The 19,989-nt window shown below is 63.3% G+C and carries 20 protein-coding genes and 3 pseudogenes; 15 read left to right on the forward strand and 8 right to left on the reverse strand.

Annotated features, from left to right (window positions below):
* Positions 1-117: 117 nt before the first annotated feature.
* The 5 genes and pseudogenes from ACR3FF_RS20145 to ACR3FF_RS20165 form a co-directional block, all read left to right on the forward strand.
* Positions 118-918: pseudogene (locus tag ACR3FF_RS20145) on the forward strand (MATE family efflux transporter); the annotation flags it as partial.
* 59 nt (positions 919-977) lie between these two features.
* Complete coding sequence (locus ACR3FF_RS20150) at positions 978-1,409, forward strand: DUF488 domain-containing protein (protein WP_458189917.1); 432 nt, start codon at positions 978-980, stop codon at positions 1,407-1,409.
* A gap of 71 nt (positions 1,410-1,480) precedes the next feature.
* Positions 1,481-3,034, forward strand: coding sequence for a SagB/ThcOx family dehydrogenase (locus tag ACR3FF_RS20155; RefSeq protein ID WP_458189919.1), 1,554 nt, complete (start codon positions 1,481-1,483; stop codon positions 3,032-3,034).
* Between the two features lie 123 nt (positions 3,035-3,157).
* Positions 3,158-4,570: a glucoamylase gene (locus tag ACR3FF_RS20160; protein ID WP_458189920.1), complete on the forward strand. Its 1,413-nt coding sequence runs from the start codon at positions 3,158-3,160 to the stop codon at positions 4,568-4,570.
* A 286-nt stretch (positions 4,571-4,856) separates the two neighbouring features.
* Complete coding sequence (locus tag ACR3FF_RS20165) at positions 4,857-4,979, forward strand: hypothetical protein (RefSeq protein WP_458189921.1); 123 nt, start codon at positions 4,857-4,859, stop codon at positions 4,977-4,979.
* Positions 4,980-5,016: 37 nt separating this feature from the next.
* Here ACR3FF_RS20165 and ACR3FF_RS20170 read toward each other — a convergent pair whose 3' ends face one another.
* Complete coding sequence (locus tag ACR3FF_RS20170) at positions 5,017-5,472, reverse strand: hypothetical protein (protein WP_458189922.1); 456 nt, start codon at positions 5,470-5,472, stop codon at positions 5,017-5,019.
* Positions 5,473-5,658: 186 nt separating this feature from the next.
* Between ACR3FF_RS20170 and ACR3FF_RS20175 the strand changes: the two genes are divergently transcribed.
* Positions 5,659-6,243 carry a metal-dependent hydrolase gene (locus ACR3FF_RS20175; RefSeq protein WP_458189923.1) on the forward strand — a complete coding sequence of 195 codons (585 nt, stop codon included), beginning with the start codon at positions 5,659-5,661 and terminating at the stop codon, positions 6,241-6,243.
* A 41-nt stretch (positions 6,244-6,284) separates the two neighbouring features.
* On the opposite strand, the gene ACR3FF_RS20180 is transcribed toward ACR3FF_RS20175, so the two are convergent.
* Positions 6,285-7,745: a glycosyltransferase gene (locus ACR3FF_RS20180; protein ID WP_458189924.1), complete on the reverse strand. Its 1,461-nt coding sequence runs from the start codon at positions 7,743-7,745 to the stop codon at positions 6,285-6,287.
* Positions 7,746-8,001: 256 nt separating this feature from the next.
* Here ACR3FF_RS20180 and ACR3FF_RS20185 point away from each other — a divergent pair, with 256 nt between their 5' ends.
* From ACR3FF_RS20185 to ACR3FF_RS20205, 5 genes are all read left to right on the forward strand, one after another.
* Positions 8,002-8,226, forward strand: a complete 225-nt coding sequence (locus tag ACR3FF_RS20185) for a hypothetical protein (protein WP_458189925.1) — start codon at positions 8,002-8,004, stop codon at positions 8,224-8,226.
* Between the two features lie 105 nt (positions 8,227-8,331).
* The gene (locus tag ACR3FF_RS20190; RefSeq protein WP_458189926.1) at positions 8,332-8,661 is read left to right on the forward strand and encodes a HalOD1 output domain-containing protein; all 330 of its coding nucleotides are present in this window, start codon (positions 8,332-8,334) and stop codon (positions 8,659-8,661) included.
* A 172-nt stretch (positions 8,662-8,833) separates the two neighbouring features.
* Entirely contained in the window at positions 8,834-9,943 is a 1,110-nt protein-coding gene (trpS, locus tag ACR3FF_RS20195; RefSeq protein ID WP_458189927.1) for a tryptophan--tRNA ligase, read from the forward strand.
* Positions 9,943-10,410, forward strand: coding sequence for a GNAT family N-acetyltransferase (locus tag ACR3FF_RS20200; RefSeq protein ID WP_458189928.1), 468 nt, complete (start codon positions 9,943-9,945; stop codon positions 10,408-10,410). The genes trpS and ACR3FF_RS20200 overlap by 1 nt, the downstream gene beginning before the upstream one ends.
* Before the next feature lie 161 nt (positions 10,411-10,571).
* Positions 10,572-11,366 carry a creatininase family protein gene (locus ACR3FF_RS20205; protein ID WP_458189929.1) on the forward strand — a complete coding sequence of 265 codons (795 nt, stop codon included), beginning with the start codon at positions 10,572-10,574 and terminating at the stop codon, positions 11,364-11,366.
* 325 nt (positions 11,367-11,691) lie between these two features.
* Here the strand turns inward: ACR3FF_RS20205 and ACR3FF_RS20210 are convergent, their stop codons facing one another.
* The 5 genes from ACR3FF_RS20210 to ACR3FF_RS20230 all read right to left on the reverse strand — a co-directional run bounded on the left by ACR3FF_RS20210 (position 11,692) and on the right by ACR3FF_RS20230 (position 14,528).
* The gene (locus ACR3FF_RS20210) at positions 11,692-11,973 is read right to left on the reverse strand and encodes a hypothetical protein (protein WP_458189931.1); all 282 of its coding nucleotides are present in this window, start codon (positions 11,971-11,973) and stop codon (positions 11,692-11,694) included.
* Positions 11,974-12,085: 112 nt separating this feature from the next.
* Positions 12,086-12,742 (reverse strand): O-methyltransferase, encoded by a 657-nt coding sequence (locus ACR3FF_RS20215; protein ID WP_458189933.1) that lies wholly within the window; start codon positions 12,740-12,742, stop codon positions 12,086-12,088.
* Between the two features lie 24 nt (positions 12,743-12,766).
* Entirely contained in the window at positions 12,767-13,522 is a 756-nt protein-coding gene (locus tag ACR3FF_RS20220) for a hypothetical protein (protein ID WP_458189934.1), read from the reverse strand.
* A gap of 89 nt (positions 13,523-13,611) precedes the next feature.
* Positions 13,612-13,755, reverse strand: a complete 144-nt coding sequence (locus ACR3FF_RS20225; RefSeq protein WP_458189935.1) for a hypothetical protein — start codon at positions 13,753-13,755, stop codon at positions 13,612-13,614.
* Between the two features lie 104 nt (positions 13,756-13,859).
* Entirely contained in the window at positions 13,860-14,528 is a 669-nt protein-coding gene (locus ACR3FF_RS20230) for a helix-turn-helix domain-containing protein (RefSeq protein WP_458189936.1), read from the reverse strand.
* A gap of 112 nt (positions 14,529-14,640) precedes the next feature.
* Here ACR3FF_RS20230 and ACR3FF_RS20235 point away from each other — a divergent pair, with 112 nt between their 5' ends.
* On the forward strand, positions 14,641-15,348 hold the full coding sequence (locus tag ACR3FF_RS20235; protein WP_458189937.1) for a DUF502 domain-containing protein: 708 nt from the start codon (positions 14,641-14,643) through the stop codon (positions 15,346-15,348).
* On the opposite strand, the gene ACR3FF_RS20240 is transcribed toward ACR3FF_RS20235, so the two are convergent.
* Positions 15,345-16,574: a M20 family metallo-hydrolase gene (locus ACR3FF_RS20240; RefSeq protein ID WP_458189938.1), complete on the reverse strand. Its 1,230-nt coding sequence runs from the start codon at positions 16,572-16,574 to the stop codon at positions 15,345-15,347. The two genes, ACR3FF_RS20235 and ACR3FF_RS20240, sit on opposite strands and share 4 nt — an antisense overlap.
* 188 nt (positions 16,575-16,762) lie before the next feature.
* Here ACR3FF_RS20240 and ACR3FF_RS20245 point away from each other — a divergent pair.
* From ACR3FF_RS20245 to ACR3FF_RS20255, 3 genes and pseudogenes are all read left to right on the forward strand, one after another.
* A pseudogene (locus ACR3FF_RS20245) lies at positions 16,763-17,630 on the forward strand (ABC transporter ATP-binding protein).
* A pseudogene (locus tag ACR3FF_RS20250) lies at positions 17,627-19,507 on the forward strand (ABC transporter permease subunit). The pseudogenes ACR3FF_RS20245 and ACR3FF_RS20250 overlap by 4 nt, the downstream one beginning before the upstream one ends.
* Entirely contained in the window at positions 19,500-19,919 is a 420-nt protein-coding gene (locus tag ACR3FF_RS20255; protein ID WP_458189939.1) for an ABC transporter permease family protein, read from the forward strand. The pseudogene ACR3FF_RS20250 and the gene ACR3FF_RS20255 overlap by 8 nt, the downstream one beginning before the upstream one ends.
* Positions 19,920-19,989: the final 70 nt, after the last annotated feature.

Raw genomic sequence — 19,989 nt, forward strand, 5'->3', positions numbered from 1 at the left:
GCAGCCGTAAGAACAGTGTCTGGATGGTAGAGAAATCTCATAATCACCCATCCAGACGCTTCCTGAGAATCTAACCCCGTCAGTCGTGACTATCCACTGACTCGATGGGAAGTACCGACGGTACTGGCGAACGTCCTCGTGACCGCGACGTTCGCTATCGGCCTCGTAGCGGGTCGGCTTCCCGGTGCGGGTGACCTCCCTATTCGGGTGGCACCGTTCGAATCGTACGTCGACGTCGAGACGATTCGCAGCATCGTCAAGATCGGGTTGCCCGTCGTCGGTCGAAACCTGGTGTGGACCGTCGCCAAGTTCCCGATGCTCGCCATCGTCGGACTGTTCGGTCAGACAGTGGTCGCCGCGTACGTCATCAGTCGGCGAATCTGGGGGTTGATGAACACGCCAGGGTGGGGTTTCGGACTCGCGTCCAGTAGCCTGGTCGGACAGGAACTCGGTGCCGGTCGCGAACTCGCTGCCGAGCGGTACGCTCGGGACGTCATCGTCTTCTCGGTGGCGACCCACGCCGTCGCCGCCGTCATCGTGTTCGTGCTGGCCGAACCCATCGTCCTCCTGTTCGTCGGCGACTCGACCGACCCCGCGGTACCCATCGCCGTCTCGCTCGTCTACGCGGCGTGTACGGCCGTCGTCGCGCAGGGAATCAAGGGTGCGGCCGCGGGACCGCTCGACGCCAGCGGCGACACTCGCTGGCCGTTCTACAGCCAGATAATCGGGATGTTCGCCTGTGCGATACCGGTCGCGTATCTCGGCGCGACGACCGCCCTCGGCGTCGTCGGACTGTATCTGTCGTTCGTCGCCGAGACGACCGTTCCGGCGGCCATCAACTACTACCGGTTCTCGACCGGAAAGTGGAAGGCCATCAGCCGGGAGTTTCGGCCCGGCACTCCCGTCGCCGACGACTGAAACCGTGGGGAGAGACGAGACAGTGTGTCCGACACAGAACGAGAACCCGACGAACTATGATGGAACGCGGTGGAACGACCGATGGGCGAACGATGAGCGACCTCGACCTGCACCACACGTATCTGGCCGCTCTCCAGCACGACCACGTCGACGTTCCCGAGGACGCGGTCGTCTACGGGGTGGTGAGAAGACCGCTCCCATGGTTGTGGGGCGAAATCGATGACAATCTCCCGGCGGTCGCCCCGCCGGAATCGCTGCTCGATGCGTTCAAAGCACGGGCCGACGAAATCGGACACGACCGAGCGTGGGCAGACCTGGAGTTCGAGCGCCGATATCGAAACCACCTCCGGACGAGCGACGGAGCCCAGGACACGATGGACGAACTTCGAAGGGAAGCCCGGAACCGGCCAGTCTACCTCGTCTGCTACGAGAACGTCGAGCAGAAACGCTGCCATCGAACGCTACTCGTCGACGAACTGCGCGACGAGTGATACCGGAACGGGAGCCATCGAGTGGGTCGTGAGCACCGACCATTATTACGCGGACGGTGCTATGGTCTCTCATGTCTCACGGGGTCGACGCGAAGGAGTATCACGAACGGACGAACCACTCGCCTCGGAGTGTCCGAGGCGGTGGGAGACTGGACTGGGAGAACAAGCCGACGCCGTACAAGACGTACACCGACCTCCCCCGGGTCGACCTCGCACGTTCCGTTCAGCCACCGCAGATGCCGACGCTCACGGCCCTCCGGTGGGCAGTCTCGGACGAAGCGGGACTGGCAACGCCACCCCTCGACCGCGAACTGCTCACACAGCTCTGTTACTACGCTGGGGGTATCACGCGGAGGTTCGCGATACCGGACGATGCGACCGTCTCGCGGCAGGCCAGACTCTTTCGAGCCGCCTCGTGTACCGGCAAACTCTATCACATCGACCTCTATCCCGTTGTCGGAGAGGGTGTCGACGGACTCGACGCCGGCGTGTACCACTTCGACCCCCGGTCGCTCTCGCTCGACGTTCTCCGCGAGGGAGATTTCCGCGGCGTCCTCGCGGAGGCGAGCGGGGGCGAACCGCACGTGGCCGACGCGCCCGTGACGTTCGTCGCCACCTCGACGTGGTGGCGCAACGCCTGGAAGTACGGCGACCGAACCTATCGACACGCCTTCTGGGACTCCGGAACCGTCCTGGCAAATCTCACGACGGTCGCACACGCGCTCGAACTTCCGACCACGGTCGTCACCGGATTCGCCGACGAGCGGGTGGCGACCCTGCTCGGACTCGACACAGCCGAAGAAGCACCGCTGGAACTCGTCCCCGTCGGAACCGGCGCACCGACGCCCGATTCGCCACCGACGGCCCGCATCGACCCCGCGACCGAACCCCTCTCGGACCACGTGGTCGACCACCCGCTCATCCACGAGGCGTACGTCGCCTCCTCGCTTCCGGACGGCGACGCCGTCGAAGGTTGGCGCGACCGTCCGACCGACGAGGCACCGACCCGGTCTCCCGGCGACGGCGAGCGCGTGCCGCTCTCACCCGTCGGTCCCGAGCGGGCCTCGAAAGTTCCGCTCCACGAGACGATAACCCGCCGTGGCTCCTGTCGGGAGTTCGTCCGTGAGGAGTTGAACTTCCGGAAGGTATCGACCGTCCTCGACCGGGCGGTGAGTGGCGTGCCGCTCGACGTGCGAAACGACGACGGTGCCGCGCTCCAGTACACCGACTGCTATCTGTTGGTCAACGGTATCGACGGCGTGGAACCGGGCGTGTACCACTACCATCCCGACGCCGGCGAACTTGAACGGCTTCGAGCAGGGTCGTGCCGGAAGGAGGCCGGTCACCTCGCACTCGACCAGCGACTCGGCGCGGATGCGGCCGTCTGTGCGTACTTTCTGGCCGACGTGGCGGCCATCACAGACCGACTCGGCGACCGTGGATACCGCGTCGCCCAGCTCGAAGCCGCACTCACCGCCGGGAAACTCTATCTCGCCACGTACGCCCACAGCGACCTCGGTGGCACCGGACTGACCTTCTACGACGACCTCGTCGCCGAGTTCCTCTCGCCTCGTGCGGCCGGGCAGACGCCGATGTTCCTCTACGCCCTCGGCCGTCCGGCGTGACGACCCGGTACGGCGTACCGCCGCGAAGCGGCCGGAGGATTTGACCCGTTAGGACACACAGACGAACCTGTTCCACGCGGCCGACGCGGGTACCGGAACGCGACCAATACAACGAGCGACACCATGACAGCGAACGAACCCGACCACGACGGAGAGTCACGCGAACTCGAAGAGCAGAGTAGCGACCCGGAGTCACAGTACTCGACGCCGACCGACCGACCGGACGCCTTCGACGACCCGACGTTCCATCTCGATACTCTGGACGACCTGGTGGCAGAAGCGGACTGCGATGGCGCAGTCCCCCTCGCAAGTTTTCCGGACAACAGATATCCCTACGCCTATCCGCGAGACGTGGCGTCCATCACGCGAGCGTGGTTGGCGTCGCTCGAAGCAGGGGTTCGACCCGACGCGTGCCGGTCCCGTGTCGTGGACGCCGCGAGGTTCCTTCTCGCCGCACAGGACGACGGGCAGTGGTACCAGCGCTACACGCTCGACGGAACCGAACAGGCGCTCTACCACCAGGAAGACAACGTCGCACACGGGATTCGAATCCTGTGTCACGCCGTCACGGCACTCGACGGGACCGATTCTCTCGACGCCGTCGAAGAGTCGTTTTCGATAGGCGTCCGCGATGCGCTGACCGACGCGGTCGAACACACACGCGAGTCGCTGTACGACCCGAACGCCCACCTCGTCGAGAGCACGACGAGCATCCACGAGGGACGAATCGAGTCCGGTTACACGCTCTGGGTCAACTGTGCGTTCGTCGCCGCGCTCAGGCAGGCGAAAGAAGCGGCGGATTCGCTCCCAGATTCGGGAGCGCTGCGATCCGCCGTCGAGTCGTTTCGCCCGACCCTCGAACGTGGCGTCGAACGCGCGTTCGCGGGGGAGACGACCGTCCCGCGTCGATACACGCCGGACGGCGACCGCGACGAACGGCCCGACGTCACCCTGTTTGCACCGTTCTATTTCGGCCTCGACGACCTGTTCGGTGAGCACGTCGAACACGCCGCAGAGCGCGCGGCGTCCTCCCTCCACGACCCGGAACTCGACGGCCTCCAGCGATTCCAGGGGTTGTATGGAGACTTCGACGTCCACCAGCACGGTGGAACCGGTCCGTGGATGCAGTACACCGCCTGGCACGCCCAGTATCGATTCGAGCAGGGAGACGTCGACCGCGGCGACGCCGTACTCCGGACGGTCGCCGATCACGCCGACGAACGAGGGCACATCCCCGAACACCTCACGACTGCGGAGCGTTTCGAATCGTTCCTCGAAACGGAGTGGCACACCGGTCTGGATTACGAAAAGGAGTTCGACGACGCCGTTCTCCGGGACATTCCTTTCGACCGTGTCGTCGAAGAACTGGGTCACATGAAAGATTCGTACGACGCTATCGCCGACGAGATAGCGACGACGGACGTGGTCTCTTTCGCGAATCCGCTGGCGTGGTGTCACGCCGAATATCTCTCGGCGTTGCTGTGCCGACGAACTGCCGTTCGGAATGACACGAACGAGCACCTTCGAGAGACGTAATCGTGGTGTATCGATTCAATCGGAATTAATGTCCAATTACGATATGGTTTCTTACAACTATTCAGGAATTCGACGTACAGTGGTGGTTTCGAAGATGGCGGTTTTCGACAGTGAGAATCGATGTCTGTCTAGGTAGGCTGTCACTACTCGCTAGATGGCTGTTCATTACAATCGTCCTTCGGCGTGTCGGTGCTCCCGAGGAGATTCCCATGACCAGACCGACGAAGAATCCATCCCGGCGGTTCGCGCGTAGCGTCGTTGAACACCGTTCTGACGGGGGTGTCTGATGTCTCAGACTCCAGAGTGTGAGATGTTGTTCTGTGAGACTGGCTGGGTCGAGATACGCAACCCCGCAGACAGCGACACGCAGTGGTTGATGGCCGATACGACCGTCGAAATTAAGCAGTGACGACGGTGCGCGGTCGGCGACAGTAGCGAACGCACCGTTAGAGTCGGTCGTCGGTGGACGACGACCAGTTCCAGCGACGACAGCGAATCGTCGTGCGGAGGCCGCGGTCTCGACGCCGTCGGACGACCGAGTGGAGAACCGTCGCCGGATGCGACTCGCCTTCGAGGAGCCATCCACCGACGAGCACGGTCACACTGACGTTGAACAGCGCGACGAAGACGAGGTCGGACGTGACGAACGTGACGAACAGTCCCGTCAGCACCAGTCGGAGGCTGAACGCGAACACGCCGACGAGCGCCGCAGCGGTGAGGAACGCTCTCGTCCACCCGTAGTCGCGCCGCATATCGCCGTCTTCGAAGTGAATGGGGGAACGGGTGAGGGTGAACGCTCGCAGGTCGTCCAGACCGACGCTCGACGGTGTCCGAACCGGCATCGCCGTCGGTTGGTAACACTGTGAGAGCGACTCCCGTCGATGACGAGTACGTCGCGACATCCGCCAGCACGTTGGTACTCACCCGTCTTCAAATCCCGTCAGACGAGAGGCCGACGCACGGTCTATGCATTTTTATTCGTCGGCACAGTAGCGTCCACCGATGAGTTCTCCGCACGTCACCGGGTGGATCGCGTCCCCTCCTCGCCAGTTCCGCCGAAACCACGCCGTTCGGCCGGTGATGCAAGCATGATGCCGTGGGGCCACGCCGCGTTCGGGTACGTCCTGTACTCGCTCGGTCGTCGTCTCGTGACGCGTAACCCGCCCGTCGGTATCGGGTTCGTCGCCCTCCTGTTCGGAACGCAGTTACCGGACCTCGTCGACAAACCGCTCTCGTGGGGATTGCACCTGTTCCCACAGGGGTACTCGGTCGCCCACTCGGTGTTCGTCGCGGTGCCGGTCGGTCTGCTGGCGCTCGCCGTCGCGGCGCGAATCGGACGACTCACCGTCGGTGTGGCGTTCTCCGTGGGCTACTGGTCGCACCTGCTCGGTGACATCCTCCTGGCGATACCGAAGCGCAACGTCTCACCCCTCGACCGGGTTCTCTGGCCCGTCGTCACGCTTCCGCCCTACGACCACGAGACGACGCTGTTCGGCCGGACGATGGAGATAATCGGTGGCTTCTTCCACTCGTTGTCCACGACGGACCAGTTTCTCTTCCTCGCCACGTACGCTGCGCCCTACTTCCTCGTCTTCCTGCTCTGGCTCGTCGATGGCGCACCCGGTATTCCCCCCCTTCGCCGGACGAAAACCAGCCAGTCGAACCAGACCTGACGGACCGACCGCACTCGGGGAGATATTCGGAAATCGGCGAGTTACCGTACCAGACTCCCCATCGTATCGAGCCACCGAGTGACCTGCTCGAAGACGAGGTACTCGTCGGTGACGCGCCGCTGTGCCCTGTGTTCCCAGTCGTCCCACCGTTCCGGAGAGCCGAACACTTCGTCCAGCGTCCGCGCCACCGAATCAGGGCTCGACGAGTCGGGAATCAGCCGACCGTCCCTGCCGTCACGTATCTGTGCGCCGATACCGCCGGTGTCTGCCCCGACCATCACGGCTCGTTTCCACATCGACTCCGTGACGGTCAGGCCGAACCCCTCACGGATGGAGTTCTGCGCGACGATGGTCGCGCTTCGCTGGAGGGCGTTGATGACGAGGGCGCTCTCGTGTTGGTCTTCCGGCATGACGACGACTGCGACGTCCGCCCGAATGGCGGGGTCGAGGTCGTGCCACGCCTCTTCGATGGCTTCGAGTGCGGCACGGCCCTCGGGGTCGTCGTCGACGGACGATGGGTCCGGCCCTGCGAGGACGAGCCTCGCGTCGTCGATTCGCCGACGGTGTGCTTCGGAGCGACTCGTCGGCTCGGACCGAGCCTCGCGTTTCAGTCGAGCGAATCCCTGCAGGAGTGGTACGAACCCTTTGAGCGCATCCCACCGTGAAATCTGGCAGACGACGGGGCGAAAGAGCAGGCCGATGTCCGCCGGTTCCGTCGCTTTCGCGAACGTTCCGTCGGTCTGCAACCGCCGCGCTTGCTGGTCGAACGGTTCGGTCGGGTGGTCCGTATCGACGAGCGCGGCGTTGGCGAGTACGGACGCTATCTGCTGGGGTTTGAGACGCTGGTTCTTCGCGCTGTAGGGGTCGATTGCTGGCGGAATGATCGTCGAACGTTCTTCCAGAAACGACGGCACGTACGCGGGAAGCGAGAAGACGGTGTGTTCGTAGTGGTCTATCCACGGCTCCAGGAACTTCCACGCGGTCCGCGATTGGGGCGTTTGCTTCTCCGAACCGATGTGACATCGCCAGACTGCAGGGATATCGACTACCTCCGTGGCCATCGCGCCCGCCGCGAGTGGCTGTGGGTCGTGGACGACGAGGAGGTCTTCCGGAGCGAGTAACTCGGCGAGGGAGTCGGCGACCGACCGACTGATGCGCTCGTAGACGTCCCGGTCTTTGGCGGCGATTTCGGGGTCGCCGGTTCCGTGGAGCAGGTTGTGAATCTCCTTCGTGAACTCGAAGAACGTGGGGTCGTCCGCTTCGATGACGGCCCACTCCGCATCGACGCCCAGCGACCGGGCGATTCCCACTAGTTTCGGCAGCATCTCGGCGACGCCCCCGCCGCTCGCCGTCGAGTTGACCATCCAGACGGTTCGTCCATCGAGCGAATCGACGTCGTCGGTGACGGCCTCACGCATCCGTCGGACCGACTCACGGAGCACCGTGTCGTTCGCGTAGTCGGCCAGTGCGTGCTCGGTCTCGACGTCTATGACCTGAACCATTGTAGAACACCTCGATGTGACCATACGATGTCACCAGTTACCATACAAGTTATGCTCGATATTCGATGAAACGAGTCACGTTCGACCGTCGAACCGTCCAGTTCCATTCCCCTTGGAGTGTCGGTCACACGACAAACGGGGGACGACCACTCGACTGGCGTGCGTTCTGGAAAGGATAAAGGAGGTGGATAACGATTTCTCGGATACCGACGACCATCGTCGCGGCAAACAGCCTGCTACACGGATATCTCCAATAATGGAAGCAAACGACGACCGAACACCGCTCAGCCCGTCGGCACGAGACGCGCTGGATCATCTCACTCCGGCCCTCGAAGGAAACGACGAAACGCTCTCTCGTGACGAGGCGCTGACCCACCTCCGTGGCGGCGACTTCGATACCGACCTCGCTTCGACCGCTCTCGACGAACTCCTGAACAAGGGCTATCTCTACGAGGTGAACGGAACGCTCCACCGGCCCTGAAGACTTCGCCGAACGGTCCGACACCCCTCCGAATCGTCGCCCGAAACTCTACGTTTTTACAGTAAGTTCCGATTACTTAATACCGCGAATCAGTTAGGTCGCGCCATGGTCACTCCATCGGCCAATACGGGCTCCGATGCCGCCCACGATACCGATTCGGAGACACCGACGGACGCCGAACTGGTATACGCTGGTCACTGGTCACGCGCCGACGACACGCCACCGAGCGAATGCGTGGCGGCCGCCCTCGCGGAGGTGGTCGGCCGTCCACCGACTCGGCTCGAACTTCGACTCTACGATTACGTCGAACCGGACGCACTCGACGCACTGCTCACCGACGAGACTGCCGACCAGTCGGGAGTCAGTATCACCTTCTCGATAGGACGTTACCGGGTTCGAATCGCTGGTGACGGGACGCTGACCGTCACGGCGTGAATGGACGTCGTCTCGGTTCTGTTACGAGAACGAAACGTTTTTGACTCGTACCGTCCGAGTGGAGACTGGTATGTTCGCAGCTACCACTGCCGGTGGTCGATTTTGGCCGACCACGGCACGCTGAGTCGATTTCTGCCGTACCGTTAGTCCACCGTCCCCGAGGAGGAAAGCGATGACTGAACTCGACCCGTGGGGCGACGTGGAGATAACCGACTACGAGGCGACGATGGCGCAGTTCGGCATCGACCCGATAGCGACGGTTGCCGACCGCCTCCCCGACGAGCGACTCGTCCGTCGCGGAATCGTCTTCGGCCACCGCGACCTCGACACGGTCCTCGACGCCCGCGACGCGGGCGACCCGTTCGCGGTGATGACCGGACTCATGCCCTCGGGGGTCTTTCACTTCGGCCACCGGGCCGTGGTCGAACAGGTTGTCATGTTCCAGGAGATGGGAGCGGACGTGACACTCTGTGCGGCCGACATCGAGTCGTACGTCACCAGGGACGTCTCGCTCGAACGAGCGCGCGAACTCGTCGTCGAGGAGTACCTGTTGAACTACGTTGCACTCGGACTCGACCTCGACGCGACGGATTTTTACTTCCAATCCGGGGCGGGCAACGACCACCACGTTCGGAGCAAACTGTTCGCCCGCCACGTCACGCAAAACGAGTTCGAAGCGACCTACGGGAGTGCCGACCCCGGGAAACAGGTGTCGGCGCTGACCCAGTACGCCGACATCCTCCGTCCGCAGTCGCCCGACGGTGGCGGGCCGACGCCCACGGTCGTCCCCGTCGGTCTCGACCAGGACCCACACCTTCGGCTGACCAGAGACGTCGCGTCCCGATTTCGTGATGCGACGTATCTTAAGCCGGCGAGTACGTACCATCGCTTCATGCGGGGATTACAGGGTGGGAAGATGAGTTCGTCTGACCCGAAGAGTCACATCGCGCTCACCGACTCCATCGCCGACGCGAAACGAAAGATAGACGAGGCGAAAACCGGCGGTCGGGCCAGCGTCGAAGCACACCGTCGGGAAGGTGGCGTCGTCGAGGAGGACATGGTGTTCGAACTGCTCGCGTCCCACCTCGTCGACGACGACGACGAACTGAGACGCATTCGGGCGGCGTACGAATCGGGAGAGATGCTCTCCGGCGAGTTGAAAGAACTCGCCAAAGACCGACTCGAAACGTTCCTGCGCGCACACCAGCGCAGGCGCGAGGCGGTTCGCCCCGAAGTCGAAGCGTATCTCGAAGCAAACACCGTCCTCGGAGAAACCGGCTGATGCAGGTTCGGCGACTCCGGGTGGACGAACTCATTGCGTTCGTAGACGACCTCTGGTTGCCGTTCGCCCGCGAGATAGCGACCATCGACGACTTCGATACGCTCGCCGAGAGCGGCGTCCGACAGAACGTCTACTCCCACGTCAAAGACCGATTCTCGGACGACGACGTCGCAACCTACGTCGCGGACGACGGCGAACTGGTCGGCTACGTTACGGTCGAAAAACGGTGTTCGCCCCCGGTGTTCGTCCGCGGTCCGCGAGCGTACGTCGATGGACTGTACGTCGTGCCCTCGCGCCGGCGCGAAGGCATCGCTTCGTATCTCCTCGTGCGATCTGAGACGTGGGCGCGCCGACAGGGCTGTGAGCACCTCTCGCTCGACGTTCACGCCGAAAACGAGGTCGCCAAATCGCTCTATCGCCGGAACGACTTCGAGACGAAACGTCACCGGATGACGAAACGACTGTAGCACCGCCGGGTGAGAATCGCCCACTGCACGACCGTCGACGGGACCACCTTCCCGGGTGGCAGCATCCTGGGTCGTTCCCCCGCGACGTGCGTGCTGTCACGATGCGCGCCTGTCTCGCCTCGAAGCTGAGTTTTATGCTCCAAGACGAAGCTACATCCGCTATGTACCTCGCCGACGAGACGTGGCCGGAACTGGGCGACTACGTCGCGGAAGAATCGCTCGCAGTCGTCCCGCTCGGGTCGACCGAACAACACGGCCCGCACCTGCCGCTCGCGACCGACCACCTCATCGCCGAGTCCCTGGCTCGCGAGGCCGCAGACCGTGGCGGCTATCTCTGCACGCCGACGGTGAACGTCGGCGTCAGTCCCCACCACAAGCAGTTCCACGGGACGATGTGGGTCGACCCGCCCGCCTTCCGTGACTACGTCGAGAGCTTCTCGCGAAATCTCACGTACCACGGAATCGACCGCATCGTCTACGTCAACGCCCACGGCGGGAACATGCAGCATCTACGCGAAGTCGGTCGTCGGCTGCGAGAAGACGAGGCGGCGTTCGCCGTTGAGTGGATGTGGGACGAGTCCATCCCGGACCTCGTAAACGACCTGTTCGAGCACAACGGCCCACACGGGGGACCGAAAGAGACGGCGATGATACTGCACCTCGCGCCGGAACTCGTCCGCGAGGAGAAGTTAGCGGAGGCACGGGACGGCGGCCTCGTAGACCTCGCTGCGGGGAACCCCGTGGTCCACGGCGCGCGCAACTACTACGACGCCATCGACAACACCGAAAACGGCGTGCTCGGCGACCAGACCGACGCGACGCCGGAGAAAGGTGCCGAACTGTTCGAGGCCGCGACGGACCAGCTCGTGAAGCTGCTCGATTGGATAGACGAGAAGCCGTTCACGGACCTGATGGCGAAACCGCACGTCGACCCCCAACCGGGCAGTCGGCGGTAATCGCGAGCGAGGTGGTGATGCGACCGGCCCGTCGAATCGATTCTCTCGGCGCGCCGTAACGCTTGCTGTGGGTGGTTTTGCAGCGACGCAGTCCGTGGGTTTTTGGAAACCTATTCGGATAGCTGTGCAGATAGCTCTCTGGATATATGGATGAGCGGTACTTTGTACACCGACGATGGCGGCACTGTGGCGTGATACGTGGCGAGGCGTCGACGTTGGGTGGAAAAGTAACTGGACGGTGAATCACACGCCGACGCTCCCACTCTCCCGGGGGGCCGGAAAACGAGGTCGTCGCGATGGACGATTTTCGCGGAGTCGAAGTCGATTACTGGTCGATTGGCGTCGCCATCGCTTCGACGTCGGTGATTTCGATGTCGTCCTCGCCGCGACCGCCTCGGAATCGGCGAATCGCCATCCACCCGACGAACGACGCGACCGCCACCGAACCGACCGCGGAGACGAGCGTCCGCGTGACGGACGACGAGTTTACGGGAATCTCCGCGTCGGTCGTCTCCTCGTCGGCCATCGGCGTTTCTTCCTCACCGAACGAGGGGCCGAAGTGTGCGCCGTCGAAGTGCAGTTCGAACATGGTGATTTTACGAGCCATACCCGACGAAACTACGCGAGAGGTCTTATAGTCGTATTGACACGTGTTGTCAGCGAGGCTACTCGCCAGTGGCGCGAACGCGGTCGTCGAAACTCGCGGTCACGTCGGTTTTCTACCGCTTGTAGCTCACCGCGATTCCTTCGCCGAGCGGAACGACCGACGTTTCGAACGCCGGGTCGTCACGCACCGTCGTCAGATACTCCGCGATACCGCGTGTCTCGTCGTCCATCTCGGGGTCGTCGCCCTCCAGCGAGGCCAAAATGCCGTCGAAGTCCTGGATGCCGCTGACCATCGCGTTGTCTGCGACGACGATGCCGCCGGGTGCGAGTTTCTCTCGCACCGCCTCGAGGGCTTCCGGGTAGCCGTCCTTGTTGTGGTCGACGAGCACCAGGTCGAACGGGCCGTCGTGGCGTTCGATGGCGTCCATCGCGTCACCGTGTTCGAAGACCGCGCGGTCGGCGAAGCCGCCTCGTTCGAGGTACTGACGTGCCTCGCGGAGTTCGTCGGCGTCGTACTCGGTGAGGACGATTTCACCGTCGTCGGGAAGTGCGTCGGCGAACCAGTACGCGGAGTAGCCGAACCCCGACCCGAACTCGAAGATTCGCTCGGCGTTCACGGCGTGAGCGAGGAGTCGAAGAAACTGTCCGACCTCGCGTCCGACGGTCGGAAAGTCCTCGCCGCGTTCTTCCATCGCTCGAAGCATCTCGTCAGGTTCGGCGAGCGCGGCGCGTAGAAATCGTCCCGTCTCCTCCGGTACAATATCCGTCATACGTCTCGTTTCTTCGGGAGTGGGTTAATACTCCGGGGTCGCGTGGTGGTCGCTGAAAAACGAGACGGTCGCCACAGTGAGCGCGAGTGCGAGTGGCGCGGCGAACACCGCCCCGAGGACGACGCCGACCACTCCGAGGTTGACGAACAGCGTTCCGACGAGCGACACGGCGAGCACGAAGAGGAGATATCTGGTTCCGTACTCGAAGTACGCGGAGTCGGTCGTCGCCAGTTCGAAACTTCGTCGGAGCGCAGCGTCCAGCGAGAGGTCCGCCACGACGACGAGATAAGGCACGCCGTAGAACCAGTAGGCGAGCACGAGCATCGCGACCAGTGCGACGAGGAGGAGCGGGAAAAAGAGCAGGCCGAGCGCGAACGCGAGCAGTTGTACGAGCCACACGAGAACGGTGTACCCCAGGAGGGGTCGAAAGTACGCGCGAACGTTGGTCACGAAATCGAACGTTCCGGTTTCGACGCCATCGCGGACGCTCCCGAGATAGCCCGCCGCGAGCGCACTCTCGACGACGACGAAGATGGGAGCGAAGAACAGCGTCGGCGAGACGAACACACCCGAATCGGGGTTCGGCACGCTGACGAACGTCCAGAATGTGGGAATCGAGGTCGGGAACCGAAACGCGACCCCGAAGTGGAAACCGGGTGCAGCCATCACCTTCCGAACGTTATCGACGTGGAGGAACGTTGCGAAGAGAGGGACAGTTGCGAGAACGAGCAACGCTCCGACGCGGTCGAACGCCTCCGAGAGGTATCGCTGGAACGTCATCGCCCGAAACCTCTCGAAGGACCGAGGCGAACTTCTCGTGGAGGGCGCATGGATGACATCCCGTCTGCCACCCGGATAACCGTTCGGAATCAGTCACGACGACGCTTTCGTCCCCTGAGACCTCTGGCGAGCGCGAGGAGGACGATTGTAAACAGTATCCAGAGGGCGACCATTCGAACGCCCGCTTCACCCGCTTCGCCCGAGTCGCTCTGTTCGGTTTCGACGGTCGACATGGACACGTCAGACGGTGAGAAGGAGAATAAAGGTAGTGGGCGATTACGGTGCCGGGTCGACGACGTGCGAACGGGACACAGGACAGGGTGACTGCGGACCGGACTTACTCCGATCGGTCTTCCCCGACGAGGAGTGCGTTGCTGATGAGGTTCTTGTACGCCCGACGCAGTCGCTCGGAGAGTGCCTGATGGGAGATTCCGAGGCCGTCGGCCAACTCCTCGCCCGACACTCGACGCGGGATATCGTAGTACCCCCGCTCGATAGCCATCACGAGCGTCTCGTACTGCTCTTCGGTGAGGGCGAACTTCGCTCGCCGAGGCGATTCGTCCAGTCGATAAATCTGCTCTATCTCTAGCGGAATGTCGTTTTCCTCACAGAACTCGTACGTCTGTCCCAGCGCCTCTCTGTCGGGAAACAGGATTCGCAGTCGCCACTCGTCGCCCTTGCCGTTCGCACCGATGATGGTTCCTTTCTCGACGACGAGGACGTGCACGACGAACTCCGTCTTGCCGACCCACTCCATCCGGTAGAGCCACTCTCCGTCGCCGTCGATGAGCAGTTCCACCTGGTCGGTGGTCGGGTCGTCTTCGAGGACCGATAGGAGCGTGTCGGCGTCGACCGATTCAGCCGTCGCCCAGACGTACGGCATCACGCTCCGTGATTCGTGTGCGACGACGCGCTCGACTTCGAAATCCACCTCCGGAATCCGGTCGAGCGTCGACTCGAGCGCGAATCCCGCCGCCGGAAGCCGAACGATGGCGATGGTACCCATGGTCGTGGTAGGGTCCTCCCACGAAAGACTCTGCTGGCACCCCGCCGTTCGGAGGCCGTGCTGGCAGATGCAGGCGGTACGCTCTTTATCACGCGCTCTCGTCGTACGAACGATGGACGAGTCCGAGAACTTGTCGCCACTGGAGATGGTACGGGAGGCAGCACTCACCGGTGTCACGGTAGTCGTGCCGATGCTCATCACGACTTACGTCATCTTCGTCTTGCTCAATTTCGTTGCAAACGTCCTCAGACCGCTGCTCGAATTCGTCTCGATATCGTCTATCTACGTCCTTGGTGGTGTCACGGCGGTCACCGTTTCCCTCCTGATTCTGGCCGTCGGCTTCATCGCTCACTCGCCGACCGGTGAACGTGCCATCGACGGATTCGACAAGGTCATCAGTCAGGTTCCGGGATTCGGGACGGTCTACCGAAGTTTCCGGCGGATGGGTGACGCCATGATAGAGAGCGACGCGGACCACTTCCGAGACGTGAAACTGCTCGAGTTTCCGACCGACGGAAGCTACACGGTCGTGTTCGTGACGGCAGAGACCCCCGAAGGCATTCGAGAGGCAGCGAACGAGGGCGCAATGACGACGGTCTTTCTCCCGATGGCTCCGAACCCCGTCATGGGTGGGTTCGTCGTCAACGTCCCCAACGACCAGCTCGTCGACGTCGACCTCACGCTCGAAGAAGCGTTCCGCGCCATCGTCACCAGCGGCGTGGGCATCGACGAGGTGAGCGTCGAGGGAGACAGCCTCTCCGAGGACGAACTGCGCCAGTTGACGGGATACGACCCCGCGACGCGGCAGAACCGCGACTAGCGTGAAAGCGAGGCCAGCGCGCCAGCGAGCACCCGCGTCGCGGCGGCACAGTCGTCCCAGTCCGTCCACTCGGCGGGGTTGTGTGAAATCCCGTCCCGAGACGGCGCGAACAGCATCGCCGCGTCCGTCACGTCTGCGATTCGCATCGTGTCGTGGGCCGCACCCGAGTGGAGGTCGACGGTGTCGACGCCTGCCTCGTCACCCGCCGCGTGTGCAGCGTCTCGAATGCGTTCGCTCATCGCCGTCGGTTGCAGGTCGAACTCGCGCTCGAAACTGGTTTCCACGCCGCGTTCCGCTTCGAGTCTGTCGAGCGACGCCTTCGCCTGCGAGACTATCTGGTTCATCGCGTCGTAGTTCACGTCGCGGACGTCGACGCCCATCTCGACCACTCCGGGGATGACGTTCGTCGCGTTCGGACGGACGTCGAGTTTTCCGACCGTTCCGACCGCCGTGTCACCGACCTCGCGGGCGGCCCGTTCGACGTCACCGACGAATTCGCTTGCGGCCACCAGTGCGTCGGTGCGCTCGGACATCGGTGTCGCCCCCGCGTGGTTCGCCTCACCGACGACGTCCACGTCACAGTGCGTGATTCCGGTGATGGTCGTGACGACGCCGACGGGAACGCCCAGTCGTTCGAGACGCTCGCTCTGCTCGACGTGGAGTTCGAGCCAGGCGTCCCACTCGCCCGCGTCGATGGTATCCCGACCCCGGAAACCCATGGTGGAAAGTGCGTCTTCGAGCGTCGTCTGTCCGTCGGTCAGCGCGAGTGCTTCTTCTGTCGTGCGATGCCCTACCGCGACCGACGACCCGAGCATGCCGTCGGCGAATCGCTGGCCTTCCTCCTCGGTGAACGAGACGACGTCGACCGGACGGGTCGGTTCGATTCCCGCATCCTGCATCGCCCGAACCGCTTCCAGGGCGGCGTAGACGCCGAGTGGACCGTCGAAGATACCGCCTTCAGGAACCGAGTCGAGGTGGCTTCCAGCGGCGACCGGCGGGGCCTCCGGATCCGCGCTCGCCGGCGTCCACCGTCCCGCGACGTTCCCGACTGCGTCCACTCTGACGTCGAGTCCGGCGTCTTCGAGGCGTTCGACGAAGTACTCGCGCGCCCGCCGGTTCGCTTCGGTCCCCGTGAGAACCGTCCGACCGCGTCCCTCGCAGTCGAGCGCGCCGAACTCGGCGTTCGCTTCGATGTCGTCTCTGAGTCGTTGAGCATCGACGTCCATGGCACAGCGGAAGTACCCCGACGGTATGAATCTCGGTGTGATGGCGCTGACCTGTCGGGAGTGTAACTCTCTCGACGTGTCATGCCAGTCGGCGAGACGATTCGACTTCGACCGGACACCACGCCTGCCAAACACTCAAGGTGTCTCGGTATCGAAAATCGAACATATCAATGCTCTAAGTATCTGGATTGCGAAAACAATACGGCGGGTTCACCGCCGTCGAAGGCAGTCAGTTCTCGGTGGCCGAAGGCGAGGTGTTCGGCATCATCGGACCGAACGGGGCGGGGAAGACGACCACGCTGAAGATGCTGGCGGGGCTCGTCGAGCTGACGAGCGGAACGGCACGCGTCGCGGGCTACGACGCCAGCGACCCCGCGATGCGAACGAAACTGGGCTTCTTGCCGGAGGAGTCGCCGCTGTACGAGGACATGACGCCGATCTCCTATCTCACGTTCTTCGCCGACCTCTACGACGTCCCCCGCGACACCGCCCAAGAGCGCATCCACGAGACGCTCGACCGCCTCGACCTCCAGCATTGCGACCGTCGACTGGGAGACATGTCGAAGGGGATGCGGCGGAAAGTCGCCATCGCGCGGTCGCTGGTCAACGACCCCGACGTGCTCGTCTACGACGAACCGGCGAGCGGTCTCGACCCACTCACGACGAACTACATCATCGAGTTCACCCGCGAGTTGAGCGAGGCGGGCAAAACCATCGTCTTCAGCGCGCACAACCTGTTTCACGTCGAGAGCATCTGTGACCGCCTCGTCGTAATGAACGACGGTCGCATCGTCGCTCGCGGGAGCGTCGAAGACATCCGCCGAGCACGGCCAGACCACGTACCACGTGTTCACGTCCGTCCCAGTCGAGGGCGCAGTCGCGGAGAACGGCACCTACCGGAGCGTCGTCGAGAACATGGACGCCGTCGACGAGACGCGGGAACTCACGGCGACGGCGGGCGGCGAAGTCGTCGACATTCAGACGCAGACGCCCAGCCTCGAAGACATCTTCCTCGACCTGGCGTCCGAGTCGCCGGGGGTGGAGGGTCGACCGTGAAACCCCGGAAGACGTTTCGCATCGCCCGCTGGGAGGTCTCGAAGAACGACGAACAACTCGACAGACGAACCCTCGCGGCAGTCGGCGTCGTGTTAGTGCTGGTCGCCGCGCTCACCCCCATGGTCGCCAGTCGCAGAATCACCCTCGACGACGGTATCTACCGCGTCGGCGTCGCAGAAGACAGCCCGTACCACGACCCGGTCGCGGCCGACCCGACGTTCGTCGTGGTCGAACCGACCACTCGAACCCTCGAATCCGGGGCGTTCGAACTGTTCGTCTGTCGAGACGACGTCCGGGGCTGTTCCGGAGACGGGATACTGTGGACGGACATCCCCAAAGGTCGGGCCGCCCTCGCGGAACTCCGCACCTCGGTCGAACGGTACAACGACCGTCAGATGGCCGCGGAACCCGACCGCGCCGCCGCGTTTCCTGTGAACGTCACGCTCCGGTACGTCGAACAGGATGCGCTCCCGTCAGCGAATACGGGGACGTCCGACTCGCGCTCGCCAATCACCCGAACGACGGCGGATGGTGAGATGCGACTCGGTGGTGGAGCGGAAGGCGACGGCAGCGGTACGACCGCCGGTACAGGCGACGATGGGTCGCGGTAGGAAACAGACCGGAACGCAGGCGTTCCGTCGGTCGGGACGGGGACGTCTCTTTTCGCCGACGACGGACGGTCGGGAACGCCCGCCGACATCACGCCGCCGTTCCCCTTCGAATCGCTGGTGCTCGCGTTCGCGTTCCTCCTGCCGATGAACTTCGTGATTCAGGCCTACGCCAGCAGCATCATGAACGAACGCATCAACGACCGGGGTGAACTCCTTCTGGTATCGCCCGTGTCTCGCGGGGACATCATCGCCGCGAAGACGCTCCCGTACTTCCACGGGATGGTCGTCGTCGCGTCGATGACTGCCGTCGGCATCACGACCTAGACGCCTGCGGTGGGAGACGGTCTGCGTTCGGTCGCCGTGACCGCACTCACGGCCGTCGTCCCCATCGCGCTGTTGTTCCTCGCGAGTGCGTTCGTCGGGGCGATGTTCGCTCGCTCGTTCAAGGAACTCACGTTCGTCACGGTGTCGCTTTCGGTGTTTCTTACCTCCTACGCGTTCGTTCCGGCCATCTTCACCGACGTCCACCCGGTCGCGGCCATCTCGCCGCTGACGCTAGTGGTGCGCGCACTGCAAGGAAAAGCAGTTCCGCTGGCGGATTTCGTGTTCTCGACGCTCCCGCTGTTTCTCACCGCGGGCGTCCTGTTCGCGCTCGGTGCGGGCGTCTACCGGGAGGAGGACATATTCACCCAACGTTCGGTCCCGTTGAAGACGCTCGACGCGCTCGATAGCCAGATTTTCGGACCGCGGAGCGTCGCGAAACTCAGCGCCCTCTCGATTCCGTTCGTCTTCGTCGGCGAACTGCTCGCGGTGGCACTCCTGTTCGCCTTGCCCGTCGACGTCTCGATACCCGTTTTACTGGTCGGCATCGCGCTCGTCGAGGAAGTCGCGAAGAGCGTCCATGTCCTCGCGGGGTACACCCACGCTCGATTCGGTCGGTCGCTGCGTTCGGTCGTCGTTTTGGGGTCGCTTAGCGGCCTGGGATTCTTCCTCGGCGAGAAGTTGACGGTCATCGCCCAGTTGGTCGGCCTCCCGAACCTGGAACTCGGGCGTGCTGCGTTCGGCACGGCGACCGGCCTCGGCGTCGAGTCCTCGCCACTCCTACTGGTCGGATTGCTGTTCGCCCCCCTCGTACTCCACGTCGTCACCGCGACCGTGACCGCGTTCGGCGCGAGCAGAAATCTCCGCTGGTACGCCGGGACCCTCGTCTGTGCGACGCTCGTTCACGCCGCGTACAACCTGACGGTGGTGAGTAGCCTTGGATAAACGTCTCACCGTCGCGCGGCGGGAACTCGCCTCGCTTCGGAGCGAGAAGACCATCGTGCTGGCGATACTGATTCAGTTGTTCGTCGCCGCGTTCTCGTCGTTTCTCGCGGTCGGACTCGTCTCGCTCTACGACCCCGGTTCGGTCTCCGGCGGCGTCGGCATGGAGGTCGCAATTACGGGCGAGGCGGGCGAGGACATCGCGCCCATCGTTCGGGAACACGACGGATTGCGGGCGGTCGAATACAGTTCCCAGGAGGCTGCGATGACAGACTTTCGGAGCGGCGGGATTCATGCAATCCTCCACGTCGAACGAACCGACGACGGGCGGGCGCGGGTCAGGGCCATCACCCCGGACGGGAACATTCGGTACTTCCCAACCGATGTGAGAACTGAAGCTAAAGCGTTAGTCTAATTAGGAAGATGTCTGGTTGAGTGAATGTGTTCAATATCCCTCAGCCAGACGGTGCTCTTTCGGACTCGGA

This window comes from Haladaptatus ordinarius (genome assembly GCF_054177595.1).